Genomic DNA, 22970 nt, shown 5'->3' with positions numbered 1-22970 from the left:
ACCCCTTCGGGTTTGTGAACGGCGGGGGCCCACAAAGCCCCCGCCGTTCGTCCCGTAGATCTTCAGACTTCGAGAGAGATTCCAGGAATCATGGCGAACTACACCGCCGCCGACGTCAAGAAGCTCCGTGAGCTCACCGGCGCCGGCATGATGGACTGCAAGAAGGCGCTGGACGAGGCCGACGGCAACGTCGACAAGGCCGTCGAGGCGCTGCGGATCAAGGGCCAGAAGGGCGTCGCCAAGCGCGAGGGCCGCTCCGCCGAGAACGGCGCCGTGGTCTCCATCATCGCTGACGACAACACCTCCGGTGTCCTGGTCGAGCTGAAGTGCGAGACGGACTTCGTCGCCAAGGGCGAGAAGTTCCAGGCCGTCGCCAACGAGATCGCCCAGCACGTCGTCAAGACGTCGCCGGCGGACGTCGAGGCGCTCCTCGGCTCCGAGATCGAGCCCGGCAAGACGGTTCAGGCGTTCGTCGACGAGGCCAACGCGAACCTGGGCGAGAAGATCGTCCTGGACCGCTTCGCCCAGTTCTCCGGCGCCTTCGTGGCCTCGTACATGCACCGCACCATGCCCGACCTGCCCCCGCAGATCGGTGTTCTGGTCGAGCTGGACAAGGCCGACGCCGACCTCGCCAAGGGCATCGCGCAGCACATCGCCGCCTTCGCGCCGAAGTACCTCTCCAAGGAGGACGTTCCGGCCGAGGTCGTCGAGACCGAGCGTCGCGTCGCCGAGGAGACCACCCGCGCCGAGGGCAAGCCCGAGGCCGCCCTCCCGAAGATCGTCGAGGGTCGCGTCAACGGCTTCTTCAAGGAGGCCACCCTCCTCGGTCAGCCGTACGCGCTCGACAACAAGAAGTCCGTCCAGAAGGTTCTGGACGAGGCCGGTGTCACCCTGAAGCGCTTCTCGCGCATCAAGGTCGGCATCTGAGTCCGTACCGCGATCGACGGGCGACCCCTATAGGGTCGACAGCAGTCGTCCGCGTGCGCCGGCACCCACGCGTGTGTGCCGGACGACAGCAGATCTGACGAGGAGGCCATTGCCGAGCATGGGATGCGAACAACACCCCACCGGCAATGGCCTTCTTCGTATGTGCACCATGAGGAGATCTCCATGACCACCACCCAGGCCGACAAGGGCGAGAAGAGCGACGACGGCAAAGGCGCGGGACGCTTTCTGCTGAAGCTTTCCGGCGAGGCGTTCGCCGGTGGCGGCGGACTGGGCGTCGACCCCGACGTGGTGCACAAGATCGCCCGCGAGATCGCGGCCGTCGTGCGCGACGGTGCCCAGATCGCTGTCGTCATCGGCGGCGGCAACTTCTTCCGCGGGGCCGAACTCCAGCAGCGCGGCATGGACCGGGCGCGCTCCGACTACATGGGCATGCTCGGCACGGTCATGAACTGCCTCGCCCTCCAGGACTTCCTGGAGAAGGAGGGCATCGACAGCCGCGTCCAGACCGCCATCACCATGGGCCAGGTCGCGGAGCCGTACATCCCGCTGCGCGGCGTACGGCACCTGGAGAAGGGCCGTGTGGTCATCTTCGGCGCCGGTATGGGCATGCCGTACTTCTCCACCGACACCACCGCCGCCCAGCGGGCCCTGGAGATCGACGCCGAGGCGCTGCTCATGGGCAAGAACGGCGTGGACGGTGTCTACGACTCCGACCCGAAGACCAACCCGGAAGCGGTCAAGTTCGACTCGCTCAGCTACGGCGAGGTCATCACCCGGGACCTCAAGGTCGCCGACATGACCGCCATCACGCTGTGCCGGGACAACAAGCTTCCGATCCTGGTCTTCGAGCTCCTGGCGGAGGGCAATATCGCGCGGGCCGTCAAGGGTGAGAAGATCGGCACACTCGTGGGCGACCAGAGCGGCCGGTCCTGACGGGAAACGCTCCGGACCGGGGTGCACGTCCCGGTCCAGGACGGACCCCGACCGGGGGATGGACAATGTCCTGCCGGTCCGGAACCGTGCAGGAATAAGACGCGACGCAGCCGGCCGCCTGCCCCCGACGAGGAGACAGCTGCCGGGCCTACTCAAGACACGCAGGAGCAAGTGGTGATCGAAGAGACCCTCCTCGAGGCCGAGGAGAAGATGGAGAAGGCCGTCGTGGTCGCCAAGGAGGACTTCGCCGCGATCCGCACCGGCCGTGCGCACCCGGCGATGTTCAACAAGATCGTGGCCGACTACTACGGCGCGCTGACGCCGATCAACCAGCTGGCCTCGTTCTCCGTTCCGGAGCCGCGCATGGCCGTGGTGACCCCGTTCGACAAGAGCGCGCTGCGCAACATCGAGCAGGCGATCCGCGACTCCGACCTGGGCGTCAACCCCAGCAACGACGGCAACATCATCCGGGTGACCTTCCCCGAGCTGACGGAAGAGCGTCGCAAGGACTACATCAAGGTCGCTCGGACCAAGGGCGAGGACGCCAAGGTCTCGATCCGCGCCGTGCGCCGCAAGGCCAAGGACGCCCTCGACAAGATGGTCAAGGACAAGGAGTCCGGCGAGGACGAGGTCCGTCGCGCGGAGAAGGAGCTCGACGACACCACGGCGAAGTACGTCGCCCAGGTGGACGAGCTCCTGAAGCACAAAGAGGCGGAGCTGCTCGAGGTCTGATGAACGACTCTTCCTGGGGGGCGCCGCCACAAGCCGGGTACTGGGGGCCGTCCGAGCAGGGGCCTGTCCAGGGGGCAGCCCCGGCGGGTCCCACGTACGATGCGCATGACGCGCAGCACACTCGGCCCATGCCCACCGTGCCCGACGTACCCGCACATGGCGGAGACCAGGATGACGACAAGGGGGCCGCTCGGCCGAGCGGCCCCTCCGTCCGCAACGACCCGCCGCCGGCGGCGCCCTACGGGGATCCGTCGCACAACCCGCAGATCCCGCAGGAGCCCATGCCCAGCGCCGCCCCCGAGCCCGCCCCCGCACCTCAGAAGAAGAGTGCGGGACGCGACCTCGGCGCGGCCATAGGAGTGGGCGTCGGGCTGGGCGCGGTGATCGTCGCGTCGTTGTTCGTCGTCAAGGCCGTCTTCGTCGGCGTGATAGCGGTCGCCGTGGTGGTGGGGCTCTGGGAGCTCACCTCACGGCTGGAGGAGCGCAAGGGCATCAAGGCGCCTCTCGTGCCGCTCGCGCTCGGCGGGGCCGCCATGGTCGTCTCCGGCTACGTGCGCGGCGCCGAGGGCGCCTGGGTGGCCATGGCGCTCACCGCGCTGGCCGTCCTGGTCTGGCGCATGACGGAACCGCCCGAGGGCTACCTCAAGGACGTCACGGCGGGGGTCTTCGCGGCCTTCTACGTGCCGTTCCTGGCGACCTTCGTGGCCATGATGCTCACGGCCGACGACGGTCCGCGCCGTGTGCTGACCTTCCTGCTTCTGACGGTCGTCAGCGACACGGGCGCGTACGCCGTCGGCTGGCGCTTCGGCAAGCACAAGCTGGCGCCGCGGATCAGCCCCGGAAAGACCCGCGAGGGACTGTTCGGAGCGGTCAGCTTCGCGATGGTGGCGGGTGCGCTGTGCATGGAGTTCCTGATCGACGACGGCACCTGGTGGCAGGGTCTGATCCTCGGCCTCGCGGTCGCGGCCAGCGCCACGCTCGGTGACCTCGGCGAGTCCATGATCAAGCGGGACCTCGGCATCAAGGACATGGGCACCCTGCTGCCGGGCCACGGCGGCATCATGGACCGCCTGGACTCCCTGCTGCCGACGGCTCCGGTCGTCTGGTTGCTGCTCGTGCTCTTCGTCGGATCCGGCTGATCGTTTCTTCGCACACATCTACGACGTACGGGCTTTCGACGTGCACGTATACGACACCACCCCTTCCGGTCACCTGATCACCGCACCGTGATCACCGTGAACCGGGAGGGGTGGTGTCGTACTGGTGGGGCCGTCCGTCCTGCCAGTGCACCCAGTGCGGATCGTCGAGGAACTCCCACGCGTCCGGAAGGCCCGCCCGCCGCAGGAACTCGACCAGGTCGGCGTCGCTGTGCGCGATACCGGCGTTCCGGCCGCGGATCGTCACGCGGCGGCCGCCGGTCCCGGCCGGGCGGCCGACCGCGATGGGCGCCGTGTCCGTGTCGCCGGACTGTGTCCGCTCGTGGTTCGGCTGCGCTTGTTCGTGGTTCACAGGACACCCAGATCCGTGTCGGGGCGGCAGTACGGGCATGCCGTGACGCCGTCTTCGGTGATCGCCCGGAGAGCCTGCTCGCGGGCGAGCGGCTTCGTGTTCTTCCCCGCCATGCCGCAGTCGCCCGTGTGGACGGCGTCGGGGGTGGCCTTGGTGCCGCCCGTGCGGCGCAGCGCCAGCTTCCAGCCGCGGGGCGGCGGGGGTGACGTGCGGGCCGCGCGGGTGGCGGCGGCCTCCCGCCGTTCCAGCTCGGCGATGGTGTCGTCGGTGCGGCGCAGTTGCCAGAGCAGCCAGGCGCGGACGCTGCGCAGGTGCTCCAGGCGGGACACTTTTTCGTACACGTATTCGATTCTAGGGCTTGGTGCGAGTTCGCGGCAGCATCCCGCCCGGGTCGCTGTCAGGTCGCCGTCACGTCGATGCCCGGTTTCTGCGGCGGCGGACCCCGATCCCGTGCCGTCGAGGGCTGGGCGCCGGTACGTCCTGGCCTCGACAATGGCCCGGTGGAATTCGTCTTCTTCATGACCTTGCCCGGGCTGGTCGTCGCGCTGACCCTGCTGGCCTTCGTCGACCAGCTCCTGTTGCGCGCGGGACGGGCGGGGGCCCTGCCGTGGCGGAACGGCGCACGGCAGAGCCAGATATCGGCGACAGGGTTCGAGCAGCTCCACGCGAGCCTTTCGCCGGGCAAGCAGCATGAGCTGAAGGAGCGGCAGTCGGCGCTGGTCCTGCCGGACAACGAGGACGACGGGGCTCCGCCGAACAGGACGACGGTGGACCTGGACGGAGGAACCGCGGTCGTCCGGATGTCCCGCCCGGGTCGGAAGCCTCGCCCGGGCCGGTAGCGGGCCCGCTCGGAGTTCCGTCCTGCGCCCATGGCGCGGGTCCAGGGGTTCGCCGTCACGGGACACCCGTGCCCGCCGGCGCCCGTCGGTGCCCCTGCGTGTCCCGTCCCTCCATGCCCGTCGGCGCCCTGCCCCCGAAGCGCGAGGACGGCGGTCACCGCCGTTCCGCGAGGGGGAGACGCAGGTCACGTTCGTTCATGTCACACCCCGCCGAGCTGTTCCGTCGAAGAGGTGTAACCACGAACGACGACACAGGAGCCCACCATGGAAGCTCGGTTGAACCTCTTCGCCAGCCCGGTCGCGGCCAAGTTCACGAAGCACATCGTCGCCGCGGGCAGGGCGCTGGAGGACTCCACCCTGCCCGCCGCCACGCAGGAGCTGGTGAAGCTGCGCGCCAGCCAGATCAACGGCTGCGGTTTCTGCACGGACATGCACACCAAGGACGCCACCGCCGCGGGGGAGACCTCGGTGCGCCTCAACCTGGTCGCGGCCTGGCGCGAGGCGACGGTGTTCACCGACGCCGAGCGCGCCGCCCTGGAGCTGACGGAGCAGGGCACGCGGATCGCCGACGCGTCCGGCGGTGTCACGGACGAGTGCTGGGCGAACGCCGCCAAGTACTACGACGAGGAGCAGCTCGCCGCCCTGGTGTGCTGCATCTCCATCATCAACGCCTTCAACCGCGGCAACGTCATCGTCCAGCAGCCGGCCGGCGCGTATCAGCCCGGCCAGTTCGCCTAGGCCGGGACATCCGGGCCCGTTCCCCGGCCCGAACGCGAATTCCCGCAATTCACGCGAATTCCCGCGTATTCCCAGGCGTTCCCGGGCCGTCCCGCGACGGCCCGGGAACGGCCCCGGGAGGCCCACGACGCATCGCTGTCTCGACTCGGGCATCGAGGCGCGATCGGCCGCTCCCATGGGCTTGCCCGGGCGCTGTCTTCGACTGTTCCATGATCCTCATGACACAGCGATCTTCCATGGGTGAACTCAAACGCCGCCTCAGCCCGCATCCCACGAAAATGCCGCGAACGGCCTGGCAGAAATTCAATAGAGCCAAAACGGACTCCGGCTGGCCACTGCTGGTGCTCAATTTTTGCAGTTCCGCCTTTTTTGCCGCTCTTTTCACGCATCATGCAATCTCCGCCCATCTGCTTTCGGTCTACTATTGGTGGTTGAGCGTCGGCTGCTTCGTCCGTCTTCTGCAGACCGGATACGTGATGGTGTGTGTCGTCAGAGGCCAGGTGGGACGGCTCGCGCCGGCGCCGGAAGCACCCGGGCCTTCGCCGGACACCCGCAGGTATCGGGGCAGACATACCTGAGGCCCGCACATCGCAGGGCAACGGACAGCCGCGCACGGCCGCGGACCGTCGCGGCGGGTGGGAGGTGCGGCGGCTCAGGGCCGGAAGCCCACCCAGGCTGCTTCCGGACGGACGGCACCCGCGGGTGACCGCCCCCACCCCGCTGTGGCCCGGGCCGGTGGTATTGATCTGCGACACTGGAAGGGTTATGCCGAAGCCCGGAGAACTCACCTTTGTAGCGCCGCGCGGAGCCAAGAAGCCGCCGCGGCACCTTGCCGATCTCACGCCCGCCGAGCGCAAGGAGGCGGTTGCCGCGATCGGCGAGAAGCCGTTTCGCGCCAAGCAGCTCTCGCAGCACTACTTCGCCCGGTACGCGCACGACCCCGCCGAGTGGACGGACATCCCGGCCGCCTCGCGCGGCAAGCTCCAGGAGGCGCTGCTTCCCGAGCTGATGACGGTCGTACGGCATCTGTCGACCGACCAGGACACCACCCGCAAGACCCTGTGGCGGCTCTTCGACGGCACGCTCGTCGAGTCCGTGCTGATGCGCTACCCGGACCGGGTGACCATGTGCATCAGCTCGCAGGCCGGCTGTGGGATGAACTGCCCGTTCTGCGCCACCGGACAGGCCGGCCTCGACCGCAACCTGTCGACCGGCGAGATCGTGCACCAGATCGTCGACGGTATGCGGGCGCTCCGTGACGGTGAGATCCCCGGTGGTCCGGCGCGGCTGAGCAACATCGTCTTCATGGGGATGGGCGAGCCGCTCGCCAACTACAAGCGGGTGGTCGGGGCGATCCGGGCCCTCACCGACCCCGAGCCGGACGGGCTCGGGCTCTCGCAGCGCGGTATCACCGTGTCGACGGTCGGGCTGGTCCCCGCCATCAACCGGTTCTCCGACGAGGGCTTCAAGTGCCGGCTCGCGATCTCCCTGCACGCCCCTGACGACGAGCTGCGCGACACCCTCGTCCCCGTGAACACGCGGTGGAAGGTGCGCGAGGTGCTCGACGCCGGATGGGAGTACGCGGCCAAGTCCGGTCGGCGCCTGTCCATCGAGTACGCCCTGATCCGTGACATCAACGACCAGGCGTGGCGTGGTGACCGGCTCGGGCGGATGCTCAAGGGCAAGCCCGTGCACGTCAACCTCATCCCGCTGAACCCGACCCCGGGTTCGAAGTGGACCGCCTCGCGGCCCGAGGACGAGAAGGCGTTCGTCGACGCCATCGCGGCCCACGGCGTGCCGGTGACCGTCCGGGACACCCGTGGCCAGGAGATCGACGGAGCGTGTGGTCAGCTCGCCGCGACCGAGCGGTAGTCTGAGCCGGGTCAGTACACCTTCATATTCCGACATCTTCATATTCCGACAGGGGAGCGCCACAGCGCTGAGAGTGCGGGACAGACCGCAGACCCTCTGAACCTTGCCCAGGTCATTCTGGGTAGGAAGTTCGGTCCTTACTCAAGCTGTTGCGCCCTGCCCGGGAACCGTCAGAGGTCCCGGGCGGGGCCGCGTCTCTTCCTGGTCACCCAGGAGGAATCCAGTGAGCACCACCACCAGCAGCAGGCGGTTCGCGGTCATGGCCGTCGGGCTCGGTCTCGTCGCGCTGCCCGTGCTGTCCGCGTGCGGCTCGTCCGGCGCCGCCGGCTCGGGCGATCCGAAGACCATCACGCTCGTCAGCCACAACTCGTGGCTCGTGTCGAAGAGCGTGCTGAAGGACTTCGAGAAGCAGTCCGGCTACAAGGTCCGCGTCCTCAAGGACGGCGACGCCGGGCAGGCCGTCAACAAGGCCATCCTGACCAAGGACAACCCGCAGGGCGACGTCTTCTTCGGCGTCGACAACACCCTGCTCTCCCGCGCGCTCGACAACGGGCTGTTCCAGCCGTACACGGCCAAGGGCGCGGACCTGGTCCTTCCCCGGTACCGGACCGACCAGGACAAGCACCGGGTCACGCCCATCGACACGGGCGACATCTGCGTCAACTACGACAAGGCCTACTTCAGCGAGCACAAGCTGGCGCCGCCGCAGTCCTTCGACGACCTGGTCAAGCCCGCGTACAAGAACCTCCTCGTCACCGAGAACGCCGCCACGTCCTCGCCCGGCCTCGGTTTCCTGCTCGGGTCCGCCGCCCACTACGGCGACGACAACTGGCAGGACTACTGGAAGAAGCTCAAGGCCAACGGTGTGAAGGTCGTGGACGGCTGGGAGCAGGCGTACAACGACGAGTTCTCCGGGTCCGCGGGCGGCAAGAAGGCCAACGCCGACCGGCCGCTCGTCGTCTCGTACGCCTCCTCGCCGCCCGCCGAGGTCATCTACGCCAAGCCGAAGCCCGCCACCGCCCCGACCGGGGTCGCGGCCGGCACCTGCTTCCGGCAGGTCGAGTACGCGGGTCTGCTCAGCCACGCCAAGAACGCCAAGGGCGGCAAGGCGTTCCTGGACTTCCTGCTCACCAAGGAGTTCCAGGACGACATGCCGCTCAACATGTTCGTCTACCCGGTCCGTGAGGGCGCTCAGGTGCCCGCGGAGTTCGCGCGGTTCGGTCCGCAGGCCAAGGATCCCGAGACCCTGGCGCCCGCGAAGATCGCCGCCGACCGCGACCAGTGGGTCAAGTCGTGGACCTCACTCGTACTGAAGTAGCCGACAGGGCCAGCGAGGCCGGGGGAGCCGACGGGGCCGGCGGAGCGGGCGCGTTCGACGGGACCTCGCGGGAGCCGCGCGGGCGGAGCGCCGCGCGGCTCGGACTGATGGCCCTGCCCGTCGCGTTCTTCGCGGTCTTCTTCGCCTACCCGGTCGCCGCGATCGTCTCGCGCGGCCTCCACGGGGACGGCGGCTGGCAACCGGGCCGGATCTGGGACGTGGCGACCCGGCCCGACATCCGGCACGTGCTGTGGTTCACCACCTGGCAGGCGCTCGCCTCGACGGCGCTCACGCTGCTGATCGCGCTCCCCGGCGCGTATGTCTTCGCCCGCTTCGAATTCCGGGGCAAGCAACTCCTCCGGGCCGTGGTGACGGTGCCCTTCGTGCTGCCGACCGTGGTCGTCGGCACGGCGTTCCTCGCGCTGCTCGGCCGGGGCGGGCTGCTCGACGAGCTGTGGGGCGTCCGGCTGGACACCACGGTGTGGGCGATCCTGGTCGCGCACGTCTTCTTCAACTACGCGGTCGTCGTACGGACCGTCGGCGGGCTCTGGTCGCAGCTCGACCCGCGCCAGGAGGAGGCCGCGCGGGTGCTCGGCGCCTCGCGCTTCGCCGCGTGGCGCCGGGTGACGCTGCCGGCGCTCGGACCCGCCGTGGCCGCCGCCGCCCTGATGGTCTTCCTCTTCACCTTCACCTCGTTCGGTGTGGTGCAGATCCTGGGCGGCCCCACCTTCTCGACGCTCGAAGTCGAGATCTACCGGCAGACCTCCGAGATCTTCGACCTCGCGACGGCGGCGGTGCTGACGATCGTCCAGTTCGTGGCGGTGGGCGCGATCCTCGTCGTGCACGCGGCGACCGTACGCCGACGGGAGACCGCCCTGCGTCTGGTGGCCCCCGGGACGACGGCACGCCGGCCGCGCGGCGCCGGTCAGTGGGCGCTCCTCGCGGGCGTGCTCGTGAGCATCGCCGTCCTCCTGGTGCTGCCGCTCGCGGTCCTCGTCCAGCGGTCCCTCGGCGCCCCGGGATTCGGCTACTACCGGGCGCTGGCCGACGACGACGGCGGAGTCTTCCTCGTCGCCCCGATCGAGGCGGTCGGCAACTCGCTGGAGTACGCGCTCGCCGCCACCGCGATCGCCGTGCTGATCGGCGGTCTGGCCGCCGCGGCCCTCACCCGGCGGGCCGGCCGTCTCATGCGGGGCTTCGACGCGCTGCTCATGCTGCCGCTCGGCGTCTCCGCGGTGACCGTGGGATTCGGGTTCCTGATCGCGCTGGACGAGCCGCCGCTGGACCTGCGCGCGAGCTGGATCCTGGTGCCGCTGGCGCAGGCACTGGTGGGTGTCCCCTTCGTCGTACGGACGATGCTGCCCGTGCTGCGGGCGGTGGACGGGCGGCTGCGGGAGGCCGCGGCCGTGCTCGGCGCGTCGCCGTGGCGGGTGTGGCGCGAGGTGGACCTGCCGATGGTGCGACGGGCGCTGCTGATCGCGGCCGGGTTCGCCTTCGCCGTCTCCCTCGGGGAGTTCGGGGCGACCGTCTTCATCGCACGGCCCGACAACCCGACGCTGCCGGTCGCCGTGGCCCAGCTGCTGGGGCGCGCGGGCGATCTCAACTACGGCCAGGCGATGGCCCTTTCGACGATCCTGATGGTGGTGTGCGCGGTGGCGCTGCTGCTGTTGGAGCGGGTACGGACCGACAGGACCGGGGAGTTCTAGATGCTGCTGAGCCTGCAGGGCGCGACCGTACGCTTCGGCGGGCGGGCCGTGCTCGACGCCGTGGACCTCGATGTCGCCGAGCACGAGATCGTGTGCGTGCTCGGGCCGAGCGGCAGCGGCAAGTCCACGCTGCTGCGGACGGTGGCGGGACTGCAGCCGCTGGACGCGGGCCGGGTGGTGCTGGACGGACAGGACCAGGCGGCCGTTCCCGCGCACAAGCGGGGCGTCGGCCTGATGTTCCAGGACCATCAGCTCTTCCCGCAGCGGGACGTGGGCGGCAACGTGGCCTTCGGGCTGCGGATGCGCGGCACGCCGAGGAGTGGACAGGCGGCCCGGGTGGGGGAGTTGCTCGACCTGGTCGGTCTGCCCGGCGCCCGGGACCGGGCCGTCGCCTCCCTGTCCGGCGGCGAGCAGCAGCGCGTGGCCCTGGCCCGCGCCCTCGCCCCGAGCCCCCGGCTGCTGATGCTCGACGAACCGCTCGGCCAGCTGGACCGCTCACTGCGCGAACGGCTCGTCGTCGAACTCCGCGACCTTTTCGGCGAGTTGGGTACGACGGTGCTCGCCGTCACCCACGACCAGGGCGAGGCGTTCGCGCTCGCCGACCGGGTCGTGGTGATGCGCGACGGACGGATCGCCCAGTCCGGTACGCCACTTGAGGTCTGGCAGCATCCCGCGGACGCCTTCGTGGCCCGCTTCCTCGGCTTCGACAACGTGGTCGAGGCGACGGTGAGCGCGTCGGCGGCCGACACCCCGTGGGGCAAGGTCCCGGTGCCCGAGGGCGCCGCCCAGGGGCCCGGCACCCTCCTCGTACGGCCCGCCGGTGTACGGCTGGTGGGCGCGGCGGACGGGCTGCGCTGCACGGTCGCCGCACGCACCTTCCGGGGCACCCACGTCGCCGTACAGCTTCAGCCCGAGGGCGCGCCCCGGCTGGAGGCGGCGTGCGCCCTGCGGGACGCGCCGGAGCCCGGTGAGGTGGTCGGGGTGGAGTTCGACGCGGCCGAGATCGTCGTGCTCGGCGGGTCGTCCGCCGGTAAAGGGCCCCAGAGCCGCGCAGGCTGACCGGGGCGCCCGGACAGCCGTGTGGCCCGCCCCCTCGACGGGGACGGGCCACACGGTCGTTCAGGGCGCGGGTCAGGCCTTCGAGGCGCCGCGGCGGCGCATGCCGAAGAAGACCGCTCCGCCACCGACGATGACGAACGCGGCGGCGATGCCGGCGATCATCGGGGTGTTGGAGTTCGCACCGGTCTCGGCGAGGTTGGACTCACCGGCGGCGGCGGACGGCTGGTTGTCGCCCGGGGTGGCCGGAGCGGCGCTGCTCTCGGAGGCCGACGGGGTCGCCGAGTCCGAGGGGGTGTCCGAGGCGGAGGGGCTGTCCGACGGCTTCGGGCTCTCCGACGGGGCCGGCGACTCCGACTTCGTGGTGCAGGCCTCGTCCTTCGTCACCAGGTTCGGGGAGATGTCCTTGTCCACGATGTTCGGGACGTTGACGTGGATTCGGTACTCGGCCTTGGGAGCCCAGTCCTCCGAGAACGAGACCGTGGCGCCGTCCTTGCTGCCGGTGACCTTCTGGGGGGCGCCGACCTGGTGGTCGTCGGCCCCGTTGCGCTCGAGGAAGACCGTGACGGTGGCCTCCTTGGCGGAACGGTCGATGTCAGTGACAGTGATGATGCCCTTCCCGTTGCCGTCACAGGTGGCGGCAGCCGAGAAGTCACCAATGTTGCAGGCGAGTGCGTTGCCGGCGACGCCGAGCGCGAGCGCGGCAGAGGCGGAGGCAACGCCGAGGATTCGCACGGTATGTGCGGTGCGTCGAGATATGGACACGATTGCCCTTCACAGGTTGCGCAACTGCGGGGGGTGTCGGGGGATTTGCTGCGAATCATTCCAGCAACAGCTCCCCCAGGAGTTTCACAGGTTTATAAGCGCGACCTAAGTGCTGTCAATGCATATGCCCTGCCCTGCCGTTGGCTTTGCCGAGTCGTTAACCTCCGAAGTGTTTGAGTGCCTCCGGAGCGTCATCGATCCGGTCGACGAGCGCGATCCGCGACTCCATCGCCCGTTCGCAGGCCAGCGACTTGAGCAGTTGCCAGGCGGGGTACTTCTCGGTCCAGTGCGCACGGTCCACCAGGACCATGGGGGTGGGCTCGCCCCTCGACCCGTAGTAGTTGGGGGTCGCGTTGTCGAAGATCTCCTGTACGGTCCCGGCGGCGCCCGGCAGGAAGACGACACCCGCGTTCGAGCGGGCCAGCAGCCCGTCCTCGCGGGTCGCGTTGGCAAAGTACTTGGCCGTGTGGGCGGCGAAGGCGTTCGGCGGCTCATGGCCGTAGAACCAGGTGGGGACGCCGACCGAGGGGCCACCCGAGGGCCAGCGGCCGCGCACCTCGAACGCGGCGCGCGCCCAGTCGGTGATCGAGGGCGTGAACGACGGGACGGCGGCCAGGACGCGCAGCGCCTCGTCGAGCATGGCGTCGTCGAACGGAGCCGCGTAGGCGCCGAGGTTCGCCGCCTCCATCGCGCCGGGGCCGCCGCCGGTGGCGACCATGAGTCCGGAGCGCGCGAGTGTGCGGCCGAGCCGCGCGGCACCCGCGTACGCCTCGGTGCCGCGGGCCATCGCGTGGCCCCCCATCACACCGACCACCCTTACCCCGACGAGGAGTTCGTCGAGCGCGTCCGAGACGGAGTCGTCGTGGACCGCGCGCACCATCGACGCGAATATGTCGCCGTCGGATCTGGTCTGCTGGAACCAGGCGTACGCGCGGGCGTCCGGGGTCGCCTCGTATCCCGCGTCGAGGGAGGCGAACAGTTCGTCGGGGGAGTAGAGACGGCCCCGGTAGGGGTCGAGGGGGAGGCCCGGTACGGGCGGGAAGACGAGGGCGCCCGAGGCCCGGACGCCCGCGGCGGCCTCCGGCTCCATCGGGCAGCCGAGGAAGACGGCACCCGCGGTGTCCAGGGAGAGCAGATCCCGCGTACGGCCCGTCAGATCGACGGCCTGGACACGGAACCGGGCGAGCGAGCCGCCCGTCGAGACCACGTCGTCGAACTCGCTGAGGGACTCGATCTCGCGGTCATGGGATGAGTGAAGAGGAGTGGGCAGCACGCGGCCATGCTAGGGGCTGCCCTTCGGAGTACCCCCGGACCGGCGGAGCCCGCACGGGGACTCGCCTGTTGTCGTGTCACCCCGGTTCGCCGGGTGCGCGGGTGACGCTCCGCCATGCGACGCACACGGACACCGGGCCGCTCCGGGCCGACGCGGGCCGACCCGGGCCACTCCGGGGCCGTGGGCGCGAACGGGAGGGCCCGGCCGAGCGGGAGGCCGAGCCGGCCCCGGGAGGTGACGCCACGGGGCCGGCGCGCGGACCCCTGTACCGCGCGCCGGCCCCGGAACGCGAACCGGGCAGCCCGTCTCAGCCCTGGACCGCCGCCGGGTCCATCCACATGACCTCCCAGGTGTGGCCGTCCGGGTCGTCGAAGGCGCGGCCGTACATGAAGCCCTGGTCCTGCGCCTCGCCGGTCCCCGAGCCGCCCGCCGCGATCGCGGCGTCGACCAGCTCGTCGACCTTCTCGCGGCTCTCGGCGCTCAGACACAGCAGCACCTCGCTCGTCTTCGTCGCGTCCGCGATCCGCTTCTTGGTGAAGTCCGCGTAGCGCTGCTTGCTGAGCATCATCGCGATGATCGTGTCGCTGATCACCACGCAGGCGCAGTCGTCGGTGGAGAACTGCGGGTTGATCGCGTAGCCGAGCTCCGTGAAGAACTTCTTCGAGGTGTCCACATCGGACACCGGCAGGTTCACGAAGATCATCTGCTGGTACATGTGAGGGTCTCCCGTCAGTGTGGTGCCGTTCGCAGGGATAGACCGGGGGCCCGCCCCGAAATCATCGCCCGGCGCGGACTTTTTCCTCCCGGATCGCGAGGACCGGTCCGTGGGCGGTTCAGCCGATCAGGGGAAGCGCGGCCAGCTCGGCGACCGCCCAGGTCAGCGGGGCGAACGCGGCGAACAGCACCCCGGCGCGCAGTGCCGCGGCGCCGCGCAGCAGCGTGGCGGGGGCCCCCAGCCGCAGCAGGGCCGCCGTGGTGTCCGCGCGAGCGTGCTTCGCCTCGACGGCGGCTGTCGCCAGCGTCAGCAGCGTGCACCCGGCGACCAGCAGGGCGCCGAGGGTGGTCAGCGGACCGAAGGCGGGCCGGGCACCGGTGTACAGCGCCGTCATGGCGAACCCGCCCGACGCCACCGCGCACACCACGCCCAGCGGCTGCCCGATCCGCCGCGCCTCCGACTGGAGCACCCGCCCGGCCAGCAGGCGCAGCGCGCCCGGACGTACGGCCTGGAGCAGCCGCCCGCACAAGTACGTGATCGCGGGTCCCGCGAGGGCCAGACCGACCGCCGTCAGCACCCAGCCGAGCAGTACCCCGGCCGGACCGCCGATGAATCCGCCGGGCAGCGCGAGCGCGGGCGCGGGTCCCGAACGGCTCGCGTACGTCTCGACGGCCAGCCCGGCCGCGAGGGTGGCCGCGCCCCAGGGGAGCCCGTTCGGGGAGGTCTCCCCGGGAGGCAGCCGACGGGCGTCGGCCTCGGCGGCCCGATGCCGGTCCGTGTGGCCCGCGGGCGAGTCCGGACCCTCGTACGATCCGTCCGCCGCCTCGTAGGGCGCGGGCGTCCCGGGGCGCCCGAGGGCGGCGGCGCCCGAACGGTCCTGTACGCCCACCCGCTGAGCGGTGTCCCCGCCGGCGTAGGCCTCGGCGGTCCAGTGGAAGTCGGGGCCGTCGGAGCCCGCCGAAGCGTCGGCGTCCGGGGTCCGCGGGTCCGGCTGGGGCGGGGCGGCACCGTCGGCGTCCGCGGACGCGTCCCGGAACGCGTCGCCCGTGCCGGTCGTGGTGAAGCCGTCGGCCGTGCCGCTCGCGGTGGGGACGGCGGCCGTGCCGGCCGGGGCGGAGGCGCCGGGCGGGCCGGTGGAGGCGGTGAGCGTGCCCCGGCCGTCTGGCGCGCCCCGGCGGTCGTCCGCCTGCCGTCCGCCGGTCAGGGGCCCGCGCCGCGGGGCGCTCGCGATGGCGTTCTGCCGTGCCGAGATCCAGCTGCGTCCGTACGACCAGGCGGTGCGCTGCGGCCCGCCGTGCCGCGGGCGCAGCGCCACGGCGGCGGCGCCGGACGCCGCGACCGGCACCAGCGCGAGCAGTGTCAGGGCCGCGGGCAGGGGCAGGGACTGGCCGGAGGCGAGGAAGTCCGCCGCCGCGCCGCCGAACGGGATGCCGGTCAGGTCGCCGCGCAGGTGCAGGAAGAGGAGCAGCGCGAGCAGCGAGCCGAGGAGCGTGGAGAGGGCCGTGGTGACCGCGGAGATCGCCATCAGTCGGCCGGGACCGAGGCCGATGGCGGACAGGCCGGTCCGGGGCCGGGTGGCGGGGTCGGTACGGGCCACCGCCACGGCGAAGTAGACCGTCGAGGCGAGGGGAACGACGCACCAGGCCAGGCGCAGCGCGCCGGCGGCCGAGGCGTCCGGGTGACTCATCGCGTAACCCAGCGTGCACAGCAGCAGGAACCCGGTGCCCGCGGAGGCGGCGGCGACCAGGAGCCGGCGGAGCTGGACGAGGGGGTGGCCGCCGCGGGCTAGACGGAGAGCGAGCACGCGGCCCGGCCTTCCGTCTCGGTGACCGGGGGCAGGTGGACCGTGTTCACACGCCGTCCGTCGAGCAGGGACACCGTCCGGTCGGCCAGCGCCGTGGTGTCCGCGTCGTGGCTGGCGAGGACGACGGTGATGCCGTGCGAGCGGGCCGCCGTGGTGAGCGTGCGCAGCACATGGGCGCGGTCGGCGCGGTGCAGCGGGGCCGTCGGCTCGTCTGCGAACAGCACGGTGGGGGTGGGGGCGAGGGCGCGGGCGATCGCGACGCGCTGCCGCTCGGCCTGGAGCAGGGCGTGCGGGCGTTTGCGGGCGCAGCCGCCGATGTCCAGGCGCTCCAGCCACTCCAGGGCCGTGGTCTTGGCGGCCCGGCGGGTCCAGCCGCGCAGCATCAGCGGCAGGGCGGTGTTCTCCCAGGCGTTCAGCTCGGGGACCAGCATCGCGACCGGGTCGATCCAGCCGAACCGGTCCCGGCGCAGCCGCTCGCGGGTGAGCGGGCCCATGGTGTGCACGGGCGAGCTGTTGAACCAGACCTCGCCCGCCTGCGGCAGAAGCTGGCCGGACAGACACTGGAGGAGGGTCGTCTTGCCGCTGCCGCGCGGGCCGCCGACGGCGAGGATCTCGCCCTCCCGGACGCCGAGCGAGACACCGCTGAGCGCGGGGGATCCGTTGTGCTTGACGTGCAGGGCGCGTGCCCAGAGCACGTCGTTGTCAGGCGGGGCCACCATCGCGTACACCTCGTTCAGATCTGATGTGCCGTGCCCGGCGATCTCTTCGAGGTCGCTCGGTCCCCCGGACGGGGGAACGAAGGCAGGGCCGATCGGTCACTGGGCACGCTAGGGAGTCGGGGCCGGGAGGCCGGACAGCACGCGGCCCCGGGCCGCCCATTCTCACTCGAACGGGCGGCACCGGGGCCGTTGTTGATCTCCGGGGGGAAGATCAGAGCTTGGTCCACGCCTCCGTCAGGACCTGACGGACGATCCCCTCGATCTCGTCGAAGGTCGACTGGTCGGAGATCAGCGGCGGCGAGAGCTGGATGACCGGGTCACCGCGGTCGTCGGCGCGGCAGTAGAGGCCGTACTCGAAGAGCTTCTTGGAGACGAAGCCGTAGAGCACGCGCTCCGACTCCTCGTCCGTGAAGGTCTCCTTGGTGGCCTTGTCCTTCACCAGCTCGATGCCGTAGAAGAAGCCGTTGCCGCGGACGTCGCCGACGATCGGCAGGTCGTGCAGCTTCTGCAGGGTCTTCAGGAAGTTGGCCTCGTTGTCCAGCACGTGCTGGTTGAGGCCCTCGCGCTCGAAGATGTCGAGGTTGGTCAGCGCCACGGCGGCGGAGACCGGGTGGCCGCCGAAGGTGTAGCCGTGCAGGAAGGTGTTGTCGCCCTTGTAGAACGGCTCGGCGATGCGGTCGGAGACGATGCACGCGCCGATCGGGGAGTAGCCCGAGGTCATGCCCTTGGCGCAGGTGATCATGTCCGGTACGTAGCCGAACTTGTCGCAGCCGAACATCGTGCCGAGGCGGCCGAAGGCGCAGATGACCTCGTCCGAGACGAGCAGTACGTCGTACTGGTCGCAGATCTCGCGCACGCGCTGGAAGTAGCCGGGCGGCGGCGGGAAGCAGCCGCCGGCGTTCTGCACCGGCTCCAGGAAGACCGCGGCGACGGTCTCCGGGCCCTCGAAGAGGATCTCCTGCTCGATCTGGTCGGCGGCCCAGCGGCCGTAGGCCTCGGGGTCGTCGCCGAAGAGCGGGGCGCGGTAGATGTTGGTGTTGGGGACCTTGTGGGCGCCCGGGACCAGCGGCTCGAAGGGGGCCTTGAGGGCCGGCAGGCCGGTGATGGACAGGGCGCCCTGCGGGGTGCCGTGGTAGGCGACCGCACGCGAGATGACCTTGTACTTGGTCGGCTTGCCCTGCAGCTTGAAGTACTGCTTGGCCAGCTTCCACGCGGTCTCGACGGCCTCGCCGCCACCCGTCGTGAAGAACACCTTGTTCAGGTCGCCCGGCGCGTGGTGGGCGAGGCGCTCGGCCAGCTCGATGGCCTTGGGGTGGGCGTAGGACCACACCGGGAAGAAGGCCAGCTCCTGGGCCTGCTTGAAGGCCGTCTCGGCCAGCTCGGTACGGCCGTGACCGGCCTGGACCACGAACAGGCCCGCGAGACCGTCGAGGTAGCGCTTGCCCTTGTCGTCGTAGATGTAGGTGCCCTCACCCTTGACGATGGTGGGAACGGGCGCGTTCTCGTACGAGGACATGCGGGTGAAGTGCATCCACAGGTGGTCGTACGCGGTCTTGCTGAGGTCCTTGGTGCTCACGGCTATCGGGTTCCCCACATGTAGGTCTGCTTCTTGAGCTTCAGGTAGACGAAGCTCTCGGTGGAGCGCACCGCAGGCAGGGCCCGGATGCGTTTGTTGATGACGTCCAGCAGGTGGTCGTCGTCCTCGCAGACGATCTCGGCGAGGATGTCGAACGAGCCCGCGGTCATCACCACGTACTCGACTTCCGACATGGCAGTCAGCGCTTCGGCCACCGGGTCGAGGTCGCCCTCGACCGTGATGCCCACCATCGCCTGCCTGCGGAAGCCCACGGTGAGCGGGTCCGTGACGGCGACGATCTGCATGACGCCCTGGTCGAGCAGCTTCTGGACACGCTGGCGCACGGCGGCCTCGGAGAGGCCCACGGCCTTGCCGATCGCGGCGTACGGGCGGCGTCCGTCCTGCTGGAGCTGCTCGATGATGGCGAGGGAGACGGTGTCCAACTGGGGACTGCCGTTCCTGGACTCGCGGGAGTCCCTGGGTTCCGCGCTTCGACTGACCACGACCCCACTGTGCACGACGTCTCGACAGTTCCGCAAGGTTCAGGCAATGAAATTCGTTGTTTACGGGTACGTGTCTTGCGGATTTCGCAGTTCTGAGCCGTTCGGGGGTGTTGAAAACGTGGAGTCACGGATTAGGGTGGGGGCCAGGCATCTCAGGTAGTGGACACCTGAGTCGTTGGACATCCGACAGGAGGGCCGGGCAGTGAGCACCGAGCTGCGTCGTCTGCGCAATTACATCGACGGAGAGTTCCGCGATGCCGCCGATGGACGGACCACGGAGGTGGTCAACCCCGCGACCGGCGAGGCGTACGCGACCGCGCCGCTCTCCGGCCAGGCGGACGTCGACGCCGCGATGGCGGCCGCCGCCGCGGCTTTCCCCCAGTGGCGGGACAAGACCCCCTCCGAGCGCCAGAGGGCCCTCCTGAAGATCGCGGACGCGTTCGAGGAGCGGGCCGAGGAGCTGATCGCGGCCGAGGTGGAGAACACCGGCAAGCCGATCGGGCTGACCCGGTCCGAGGAAATCCCGCCGATGGTCGACCAGATCCGCTTCTTCGCGGGTGCCGCCCGCATGCTCGAAGGCCGCTCGGCCGGCGAGTACATGGAGGGCATGACCTCGATCGTCCGCCGTGAGCCGATCGGCGTCTGCGCCCAGGTCGCGCCGTGGAACTACCCGATGATGATGGCGGTGTGGAAGTTCGCCCCGGCCCTCGCCGCGGGCAACACGGTCGTCCTGAAGCCCTCGGACACCACCCCGGCCTCCACGGTCCTGATCGCCGACATCCTCGGCGGCATCCTGCCCAAGGGCGTCTTCAACGTCATCTGCGGCGACCGCGACACCGGCCGCGCGATGGTCGAGCACCCGACCCCGGCGATGGCCTCCATCACGGGTTCCGTCCGCGCGGGCATCTCCGTCGCCGAGTCGGCGTCCAAGGACGTCAAGCGCGTCCACCTGGAGCTGGGCGGCAAGGCCCCGGTCGTCGTCTTCGAGGACACCGACATCGCCAAGGCCGTCGAGGACATCTCGGTCGCGGGCTTCTTCAACGCCGGCCAGGACTGTACGGCCGCCACCCGCGTCCTCGTCCAGGAGTCGATCCACGACGAGTTCGTCACCGCGCTCGCCAAGGCCGCCGCCGAGACCAAGACCGGTCAGCCGGACGACGAGGACGTGCTCTACGGCCCGCTGAACAACCCCAACCAGCTCAAGCAGGTCGCCGGGTTCATCGAGCGGCTGCCCGCGCACGCAAAGGTGGAGTCGGGCGGCAAGCAGGTCGGCGACAAGGGCTACTTCTACGCCCCGACCGTCGTCTCCGGTCTCAAGCAGGACGACGAGATCATCCAGAACGAGGTCTTCGGCCCGGTCATCACCGTCCAGTCCTTCTCGGACGAGGCCCAGGCGATCGAGTGGGCCAACGGCGTCGACTTCGCGCTGGCCTCCTCGGTGTGGACCAAGGACCACGGCCGCGCGATGCGCCTGTCCAAGTCCCTCGACTTCGGCTGCGTGTGGATCAACACCCACATCCCGCTGGTCGCCGAGATGCCGCACGGCGGCTTCAAGAAGTCCGGCTACGGCAAGGACCTCTCCGCGTACGGCTTCGACGACTACACGCGCATCAAGCACGTGATGACGTCGCTCGACGCGTAGTACGTACGGCGTGAACCACCGCGGCCCCGGACGGGAGCTGATCCCGTCCGGGGCCGCGGTGTTCCCGCCCGGCGGATCTCCGCGGACAACCTCCGCCAGCGACTGGCCGTACCGGGCCCCGAGGACGAACTCAAGGCGATGGCGGACACCTTCGACGACGTACTGGGGCGGCTGGAGGGCGCGTTCGAGGCGCAGCAGCAGTTCGTCGCCAACGCCTCGCACGAACTGCGCACCCCTCTCACGCTCCAGCAGGCCATCGTGGACGTCGCGCTCGCCGATCCCGGGCCGTCGGTGGCGAGCCTGCGGGCCGCGTGCCTGCGGGTGCGGGCGGCCGGGCAGGAACAGGTCCGGCTGATCGACGCCCTGCTGACGCTCGCGCGCAGCCAACGGGGGCTCCAGCGCCGGGAGTTCATCGACCTCGCCGAGATGGTGCGGGGACGGCTGCCGGACGCGGCGGTGGACGCCGGGTCCGAGAATGCCGGGTCCGAGAATGCCGGGTCCGAGAGTGGCGGGTCCGAGGACGGAGGGCCGCGGGTGCGGGCCGACCTGGGACCCGCGTCCGTCCTGGGTGACCCTCAGCTCGTCGAGTGCCTGGTGGTCAACCTCGCGGACAGCGCCGTACGGCACAACAGCCCGGAGAACGGCGAGAGTTGGGTTCGGCTGTGGACCGGAACGGAGGCGGGCCGACCCGTCCTGCGGATCGACAACACGGGCCCGGTGATCCCGCGCGAGCAGGTGGCCGGACTCTTCCAGCCGTTCCGGCGCCTGGGCGCGGAACGGACCCGCGCGCACCCTCGGCCCCGGTCGGGCGGGAAGGGCCGTCATCGCGAGGGACTGGGCCTCGGTCTGTCCATCGTCACGGCCGTGGCCACCGCTCACGGCGGCACCGTCGAGGCATGGCCCCGTCCGCGGGGCGGCCTGACGGTGAAGGTCACGTTCCCCGCCTGCGCACCGCCCGCTCCCCGGCCGGAATCGGCCGAAGCGCCCCCGGTCTTCGAGAGGGCCGGAAACTGATCGACAGGGTGTCGGGTCGGCGGGCGACTGGTCGACGCAGCGTCCATTGTCCGGACCGGGCCCGGTTGGACATGCTTCGCGCGTGCCAGTGAATCGGAAGACCCCGCCCCCGTCCCGCCGGTCCCTGCTGCGCGCCCTGGGCGGTGGTGCCGCGCTCGGAGCCCTGGCGGGATGCGGGGTACCGGCGGCGTACGTGGGACCGGGCGATCGCGCCGGAGCCGACCTCTCGGCCACGGACAAGCGACTGACCTGGGCGAACTGGCCGCTGTACATCGACACCGATGACAAGGACACCACCCGGCGCCCGACGCTGGAGGCATTCCAGAAGCGCACCGGGATCTCCGTCGACTACATCGAGGAGATCAACGACAACGACGAGTTCTTCGGCAAGATCAGCCCGTCCCTGATGAACCACCAGCGGACCGGCCGCGACCTCATCGTCATCAGCGACTGGATGTGCGCCCGTTTCGTCCGGCTCGGCTGGGTCCAGGAGATGGACCGGTCCCGGCAGCCGAACGTCGCCAGGTACCTCGATCCGCTGCTGAGCTCGCCCGCCTTCGACCCCGGCCGCAAGGCCTCCGTGCCGTGGCAGTCGGGGATCACCGGCATCGCGTACAACCGCCGCAAGGTCGGCCGGGAGATCCGGCACGTCTCGGATCTGTGGGCCGACGACCTCAAGGGCCGGGTCACCCTGCTCTCCGGCCTGGACGAGGCGTTCGCGCTGCTCATGCAGGGCAACGGCGTCGACATCACGAAGTGGCGGCCCGACGACTTCCACCAGGTGTGCGATCAGGTCGAGAAGCAGGTGCGCCGCGGCCAGATCCGCCGCTTCACCGGCAACGACTACATCAAGGACCTCGCGGGCGGGGACGTACTGGCCTGCCAGGCCTACTCGGGCGATGTGATCCAGCTCCAGGCCGACGACCCCGACATCCGCTTCGTCGTCCCCGAGGAGGGCGCCGAGTTGTGGGCCGAGTCGCTGATGATCCCGAACCTGGCCCGGCACAAGGCGAACGCCGAGAAGCTCATCGACTTCTACTACCAGCCGGAGGTCGCCGCGGAGCTGGCCGCCTGGGTCAACTACGTCTGTCCGGTCCCCGCCGCCCAGGACGTCCTCGCCTCCTCCAAGGACAAGGACACCGCGGCCCTCGCCGAGGACCCGCTGATCTTCCCGGACGCGACCATGCGCGAGCGCCTCGCGATCGCCCGGGACATCACGTCCACCGAGCGCACGGAGTTCGCCAAGCGCTGGAACGCGATAGCCGGGCTGTGAACCACGGGCGGACCTCCTCGACGGTCCAGGCCCCG

Annotated in this window: 22 protein-coding genes; 13 read left to right on the top strand and 9 right to left on the bottom strand. The window is 70.4% G+C overall.

Going from position 1 to position 22970, the window contains the following annotated elements; all coding sequences use genetic code 11:
* The first annotated feature begins 90 nt into the window (after nucleotides 1-90).
* The 4 genes from tsf (at nucleotide 91) to OHT01_RS12150 (ending at nucleotide 3752) form a co-directional block, all read left to right on the top strand.
* The gene (gene tsf, locus OHT01_RS12165) at nucleotides 91-927 is read left to right on the top strand and encodes a translation elongation factor Ts (RefSeq protein WP_328553163.1); all 837 of its coding nucleotides are present in this window, start codon (nucleotides 91-93) and stop codon (nucleotides 925-927) included.
* A 183-nt stretch (nucleotides 928-1110) separates the two neighbouring features.
* Nucleotides 1111-1881 carry a UMP kinase gene (gene pyrH / locus OHT01_RS12160; RefSeq protein ID WP_328553162.1) on the top strand — a complete coding sequence of 257 codons (771 nt, stop codon included), beginning with the start codon at nucleotides 1111-1113 and terminating at the stop codon, nucleotides 1879-1881.
* A gap of 174 nt (nucleotides 1882-2055) precedes the next feature.
* Entirely contained in the window at nucleotides 2056-2613 is a 558-nt protein-coding gene (gene frr, locus OHT01_RS12155; protein WP_328553161.1) for a ribosome recycling factor, read from the top strand.
* Nucleotides 2613-3752: a phosphatidate cytidylyltransferase gene (locus OHT01_RS12150; protein ID WP_328553160.1), complete on the top strand. Its 1140-nt coding sequence runs from the start codon at nucleotides 2613-2615 to the stop codon at nucleotides 3750-3752. Before frr ends, OHT01_RS12150 begins: the two co-directional genes overlap by 1 nt.
* 91 nt (nucleotides 3753-3843) lie before the next feature.
* Here the strand turns inward: OHT01_RS12150 and OHT01_RS12145 are convergent, their stop codons facing one another.
* Together OHT01_RS12145 and OHT01_RS12140 are read right to left on the bottom strand one after the other, a co-directional pair.
* The gene (locus OHT01_RS12145) at nucleotides 3844-4122 is read right to left on the bottom strand and encodes a hypothetical protein (RefSeq protein ID WP_328553159.1); all 279 of its coding nucleotides are present in this window, start codon (nucleotides 4120-4122) and stop codon (nucleotides 3844-3846) included.
* Nucleotides 4119-4463 carry a DUF6233 domain-containing protein gene (locus tag OHT01_RS12140; RefSeq protein WP_328553158.1) on the bottom strand — a complete coding sequence of 115 codons (345 nt, stop codon included), beginning with the start codon at nucleotides 4461-4463 and terminating at the stop codon, nucleotides 4119-4121. The genes OHT01_RS12145 and OHT01_RS12140 overlap by 4 nt, the downstream gene beginning before the upstream one ends.
* Before the next feature lie 159 nt (nucleotides 4464-4622).
* Here OHT01_RS12140 and OHT01_RS12135 point away from each other — a divergent pair, with 159 nt between their 5' ends.
* From OHT01_RS12135 to OHT01_RS12110, 6 genes are all read left to right on the top strand, one after another.
* Complete coding sequence (locus OHT01_RS12135) at nucleotides 4623-4961, top strand: DUF6191 domain-containing protein (protein ID WP_328553157.1); 339 nt, start codon at nucleotides 4623-4625, stop codon at nucleotides 4959-4961.
* A gap of 264 nt (nucleotides 4962-5225) precedes the next feature.
* Nucleotides 5226-5699, top strand: coding sequence for a carboxymuconolactone decarboxylase family protein (locus OHT01_RS12130; protein ID WP_328553156.1), 474 nt, complete (start codon nucleotides 5226-5228; stop codon nucleotides 5697-5699).
* A gap of 765 nt (nucleotides 5700-6464) precedes the next feature.
* The gene (gene rlmN / locus OHT01_RS12125; protein ID WP_328553155.1) at nucleotides 6465-7571 is read left to right on the top strand and encodes a 23S rRNA (adenine(2503)-C(2))-methyltransferase RlmN; all 1107 of its coding nucleotides are present in this window, start codon (nucleotides 6465-6467) and stop codon (nucleotides 7569-7571) included.
* 259 nt (nucleotides 7572-7830) lie between these two features.
* Nucleotides 7831-8889 (top strand): thiamine ABC transporter substrate-binding protein, encoded by a 1059-nt coding sequence (locus OHT01_RS12120; protein ID WP_328558094.1) that lies wholly within the window; start codon nucleotides 7831-7833, stop codon nucleotides 8887-8889.
* Nucleotides 8890-8996: 107 nt separating this feature from the next.
* A complete protein-coding gene (locus tag OHT01_RS12115; RefSeq protein WP_443043523.1) occupies nucleotides 8997-10595 on the top strand; it encodes an ABC transporter permease in 1599 nt (532 codons plus the stop codon).
* Nucleotides 10596-11654: an ABC transporter ATP-binding protein gene (locus tag OHT01_RS12110; RefSeq protein ID WP_328553153.1), complete on the top strand. Its 1059-nt coding sequence runs from the start codon at nucleotides 10596-10598 to the stop codon at nucleotides 11652-11654.
* Nucleotides 11655-11726: 72 nt separating this feature from the next.
* On the opposite strand, the gene OHT01_RS12105 is transcribed toward OHT01_RS12110, so the two are convergent.
* The 7 genes from OHT01_RS12105 to OHT01_RS12075 form a co-directional block, all read right to left on the bottom strand.
* Nucleotides 11727-12386 (bottom strand): LAETG motif-containing sortase-dependent surface protein, encoded by a 660-nt coding sequence (locus OHT01_RS12105; RefSeq protein WP_328553152.1) that lies wholly within the window; start codon nucleotides 12384-12386, stop codon nucleotides 11727-11729.
* Nucleotides 12387-12573: 187 nt separating this feature from the next.
* Nucleotides 12574-13689, bottom strand: a complete 1116-nt coding sequence (locus tag OHT01_RS12100; RefSeq protein WP_328553151.1) for an LOG family protein — start codon at nucleotides 13687-13689, stop codon at nucleotides 12574-12576.
* Nucleotides 13690-13996: 307 nt separating this feature from the next.
* Nucleotides 13997-14404: a VOC family protein gene (locus OHT01_RS12095; protein WP_328553150.1), complete on the bottom strand. Its 408-nt coding sequence runs from the start codon at nucleotides 14402-14404 to the stop codon at nucleotides 13997-13999.
* Nucleotides 14405-14522: 118 nt separating this feature from the next.
* On the bottom strand, nucleotides 14523-16208 hold the full coding sequence (locus tag OHT01_RS12090; protein WP_328553149.1) for a hypothetical protein: 1686 nt from the start codon (nucleotides 16206-16208) through the stop codon (nucleotides 14523-14525).
* A complete protein-coding gene (locus tag OHT01_RS12085) occupies nucleotides 16190-16927 on the bottom strand; it encodes an ABC transporter ATP-binding protein (protein ID WP_328553148.1) in 738 nt (245 codons plus the stop codon). Before OHT01_RS12085 ends, OHT01_RS12090 begins: the two co-directional genes overlap by 19 nt.
* A 211-nt stretch (nucleotides 16928-17138) precedes the next feature.
* On the bottom strand, nucleotides 17139-18521 hold the full coding sequence (locus OHT01_RS12080) for an aspartate aminotransferase family protein (RefSeq protein ID WP_328553147.1): 1383 nt from the start codon (nucleotides 18519-18521) through the stop codon (nucleotides 17139-17141).
* A complete protein-coding gene (locus OHT01_RS12075) occupies nucleotides 18506-19021 on the bottom strand; it encodes an Lrp/AsnC family transcriptional regulator (protein WP_328553146.1) in 516 nt (171 codons plus the stop codon). The genes OHT01_RS12080 and OHT01_RS12075 overlap by 16 nt, the downstream gene beginning before the upstream one ends.
* 187 nt (nucleotides 19022-19208) lie before the next feature.
* On the opposite strand from OHT01_RS12075, the gene OHT01_RS12070 reads away from it, so the two are divergent.
* The 3 genes from OHT01_RS12070 (at nucleotide 19209) to OHT01_RS12060 (ending at nucleotide 22935) form a co-directional block, all read left to right on the top strand.
* Complete coding sequence (locus tag OHT01_RS12070; RefSeq protein ID WP_328553145.1) at nucleotides 19209-20648, top strand: gamma-aminobutyraldehyde dehydrogenase; 1440 nt, start codon at nucleotides 19209-19211, stop codon at nucleotides 20646-20648.
* Between the two features lie 138 nt (nucleotides 20649-20786).
* Nucleotides 20787-21662: a sensor histidine kinase gene (locus OHT01_RS12065; RefSeq protein WP_328553144.1), complete on the top strand. Its 876-nt coding sequence runs from the start codon at nucleotides 20787-20789 to the stop codon at nucleotides 21660-21662.
* An 82-nt stretch (nucleotides 21663-21744) separates the two neighbouring features.
* A complete protein-coding gene (locus tag OHT01_RS12060) occupies nucleotides 21745-22935 on the top strand; it encodes an ABC transporter substrate-binding protein (protein WP_328553143.1) in 1191 nt (396 codons plus the stop codon).
* Nucleotides 22936-22970 lie beyond the last annotated feature (35 nt).

Origin of the sequence: Streptomyces sp. NBC_00358 (genome assembly GCF_036099295.1) — a bacterium.
GTDB lineage: Bacteria > Actinomycetota > Actinomycetes > Streptomycetales > Streptomycetaceae > Streptomyces.
Note: the sequence above shows the minus strand (reverse complement) of the source record. Positions and strands in the feature narration are given on the sequence as shown.

What these genes read in the sequence shown, in the direction of transcription:
- tsf (WP_328553163.1), top strand. Translation starts at nt 91, where the DNA reads ATGGCGAACTACACCGCCGCCGACGTCAAGAAGCTCCGTGAGCTCACC.
- pyrH (WP_328553162.1), top strand. Translation starts at nt 1,111, where the DNA reads ATGACCACCACCCAGGCCGACAAGGGCGAGAAGAGCGACGACGGCAAA.
- OHT01_RS12150 (WP_328553160.1), top strand. Translation starts at nt 2,613, where the DNA reads ATGAACGACTCTTCCTGGGGGGCGCCGCCACAAGCCGGGTACTGGGGG.
- OHT01_RS12130 (WP_328553156.1), top strand. Translation starts at nt 5,226, where the DNA reads ATGGAAGCTCGGTTGAACCTCTTCGCCAGCCCGGTCGCGGCCAAGTTC.
- rlmN (WP_328553155.1), top strand. Translation starts at nt 6,465, where the DNA reads ATGCCGAAGCCCGGAGAACTCACCTTTGTAGCGCCGCGCGGAGCCAAG.
- OHT01_RS12120 (WP_328558094.1), top strand. Translation starts at nt 7,831, where the DNA reads ATGGCCGTCGGGCTCGGTCTCGTCGCGCTGCCCGTGCTGTCCGCGTGC.
- OHT01_RS12115 (WP_443043523.1), top strand. Translation starts at nt 8,997, where the DNA reads ATGGCCCTGCCCGTCGCGTTCTTCGCGGTCTTCTTCGCCTACCCGGTC.
- OHT01_RS12110 (WP_328553153.1), top strand. Translation starts at nt 10,596, where the DNA reads ATGCTGCTGAGCCTGCAGGGCGCGACCGTACGCTTCGGCGGGCGGGCC.
- OHT01_RS12095 (WP_328553150.1), bottom strand. Translation starts at nt 14,404, where the DNA reads ATGTACCAGCAGATGATCTTCGTGAACCTGCCGGTGTCCGATGTGGAC.
- OHT01_RS12085 (WP_328553148.1), bottom strand. Translation starts at nt 16,927, where the DNA reads ATGGTGGCCCCGCCTGACAACGACGTGCTCTGGGCACGCGCCCTGCAC.
- OHT01_RS12065 (WP_328553144.1), top strand. Translation starts at nt 20,787, where the DNA reads ATGGCGGACACCTTCGACGACGTACTGGGGCGGCTGGAGGGCGCGTTC.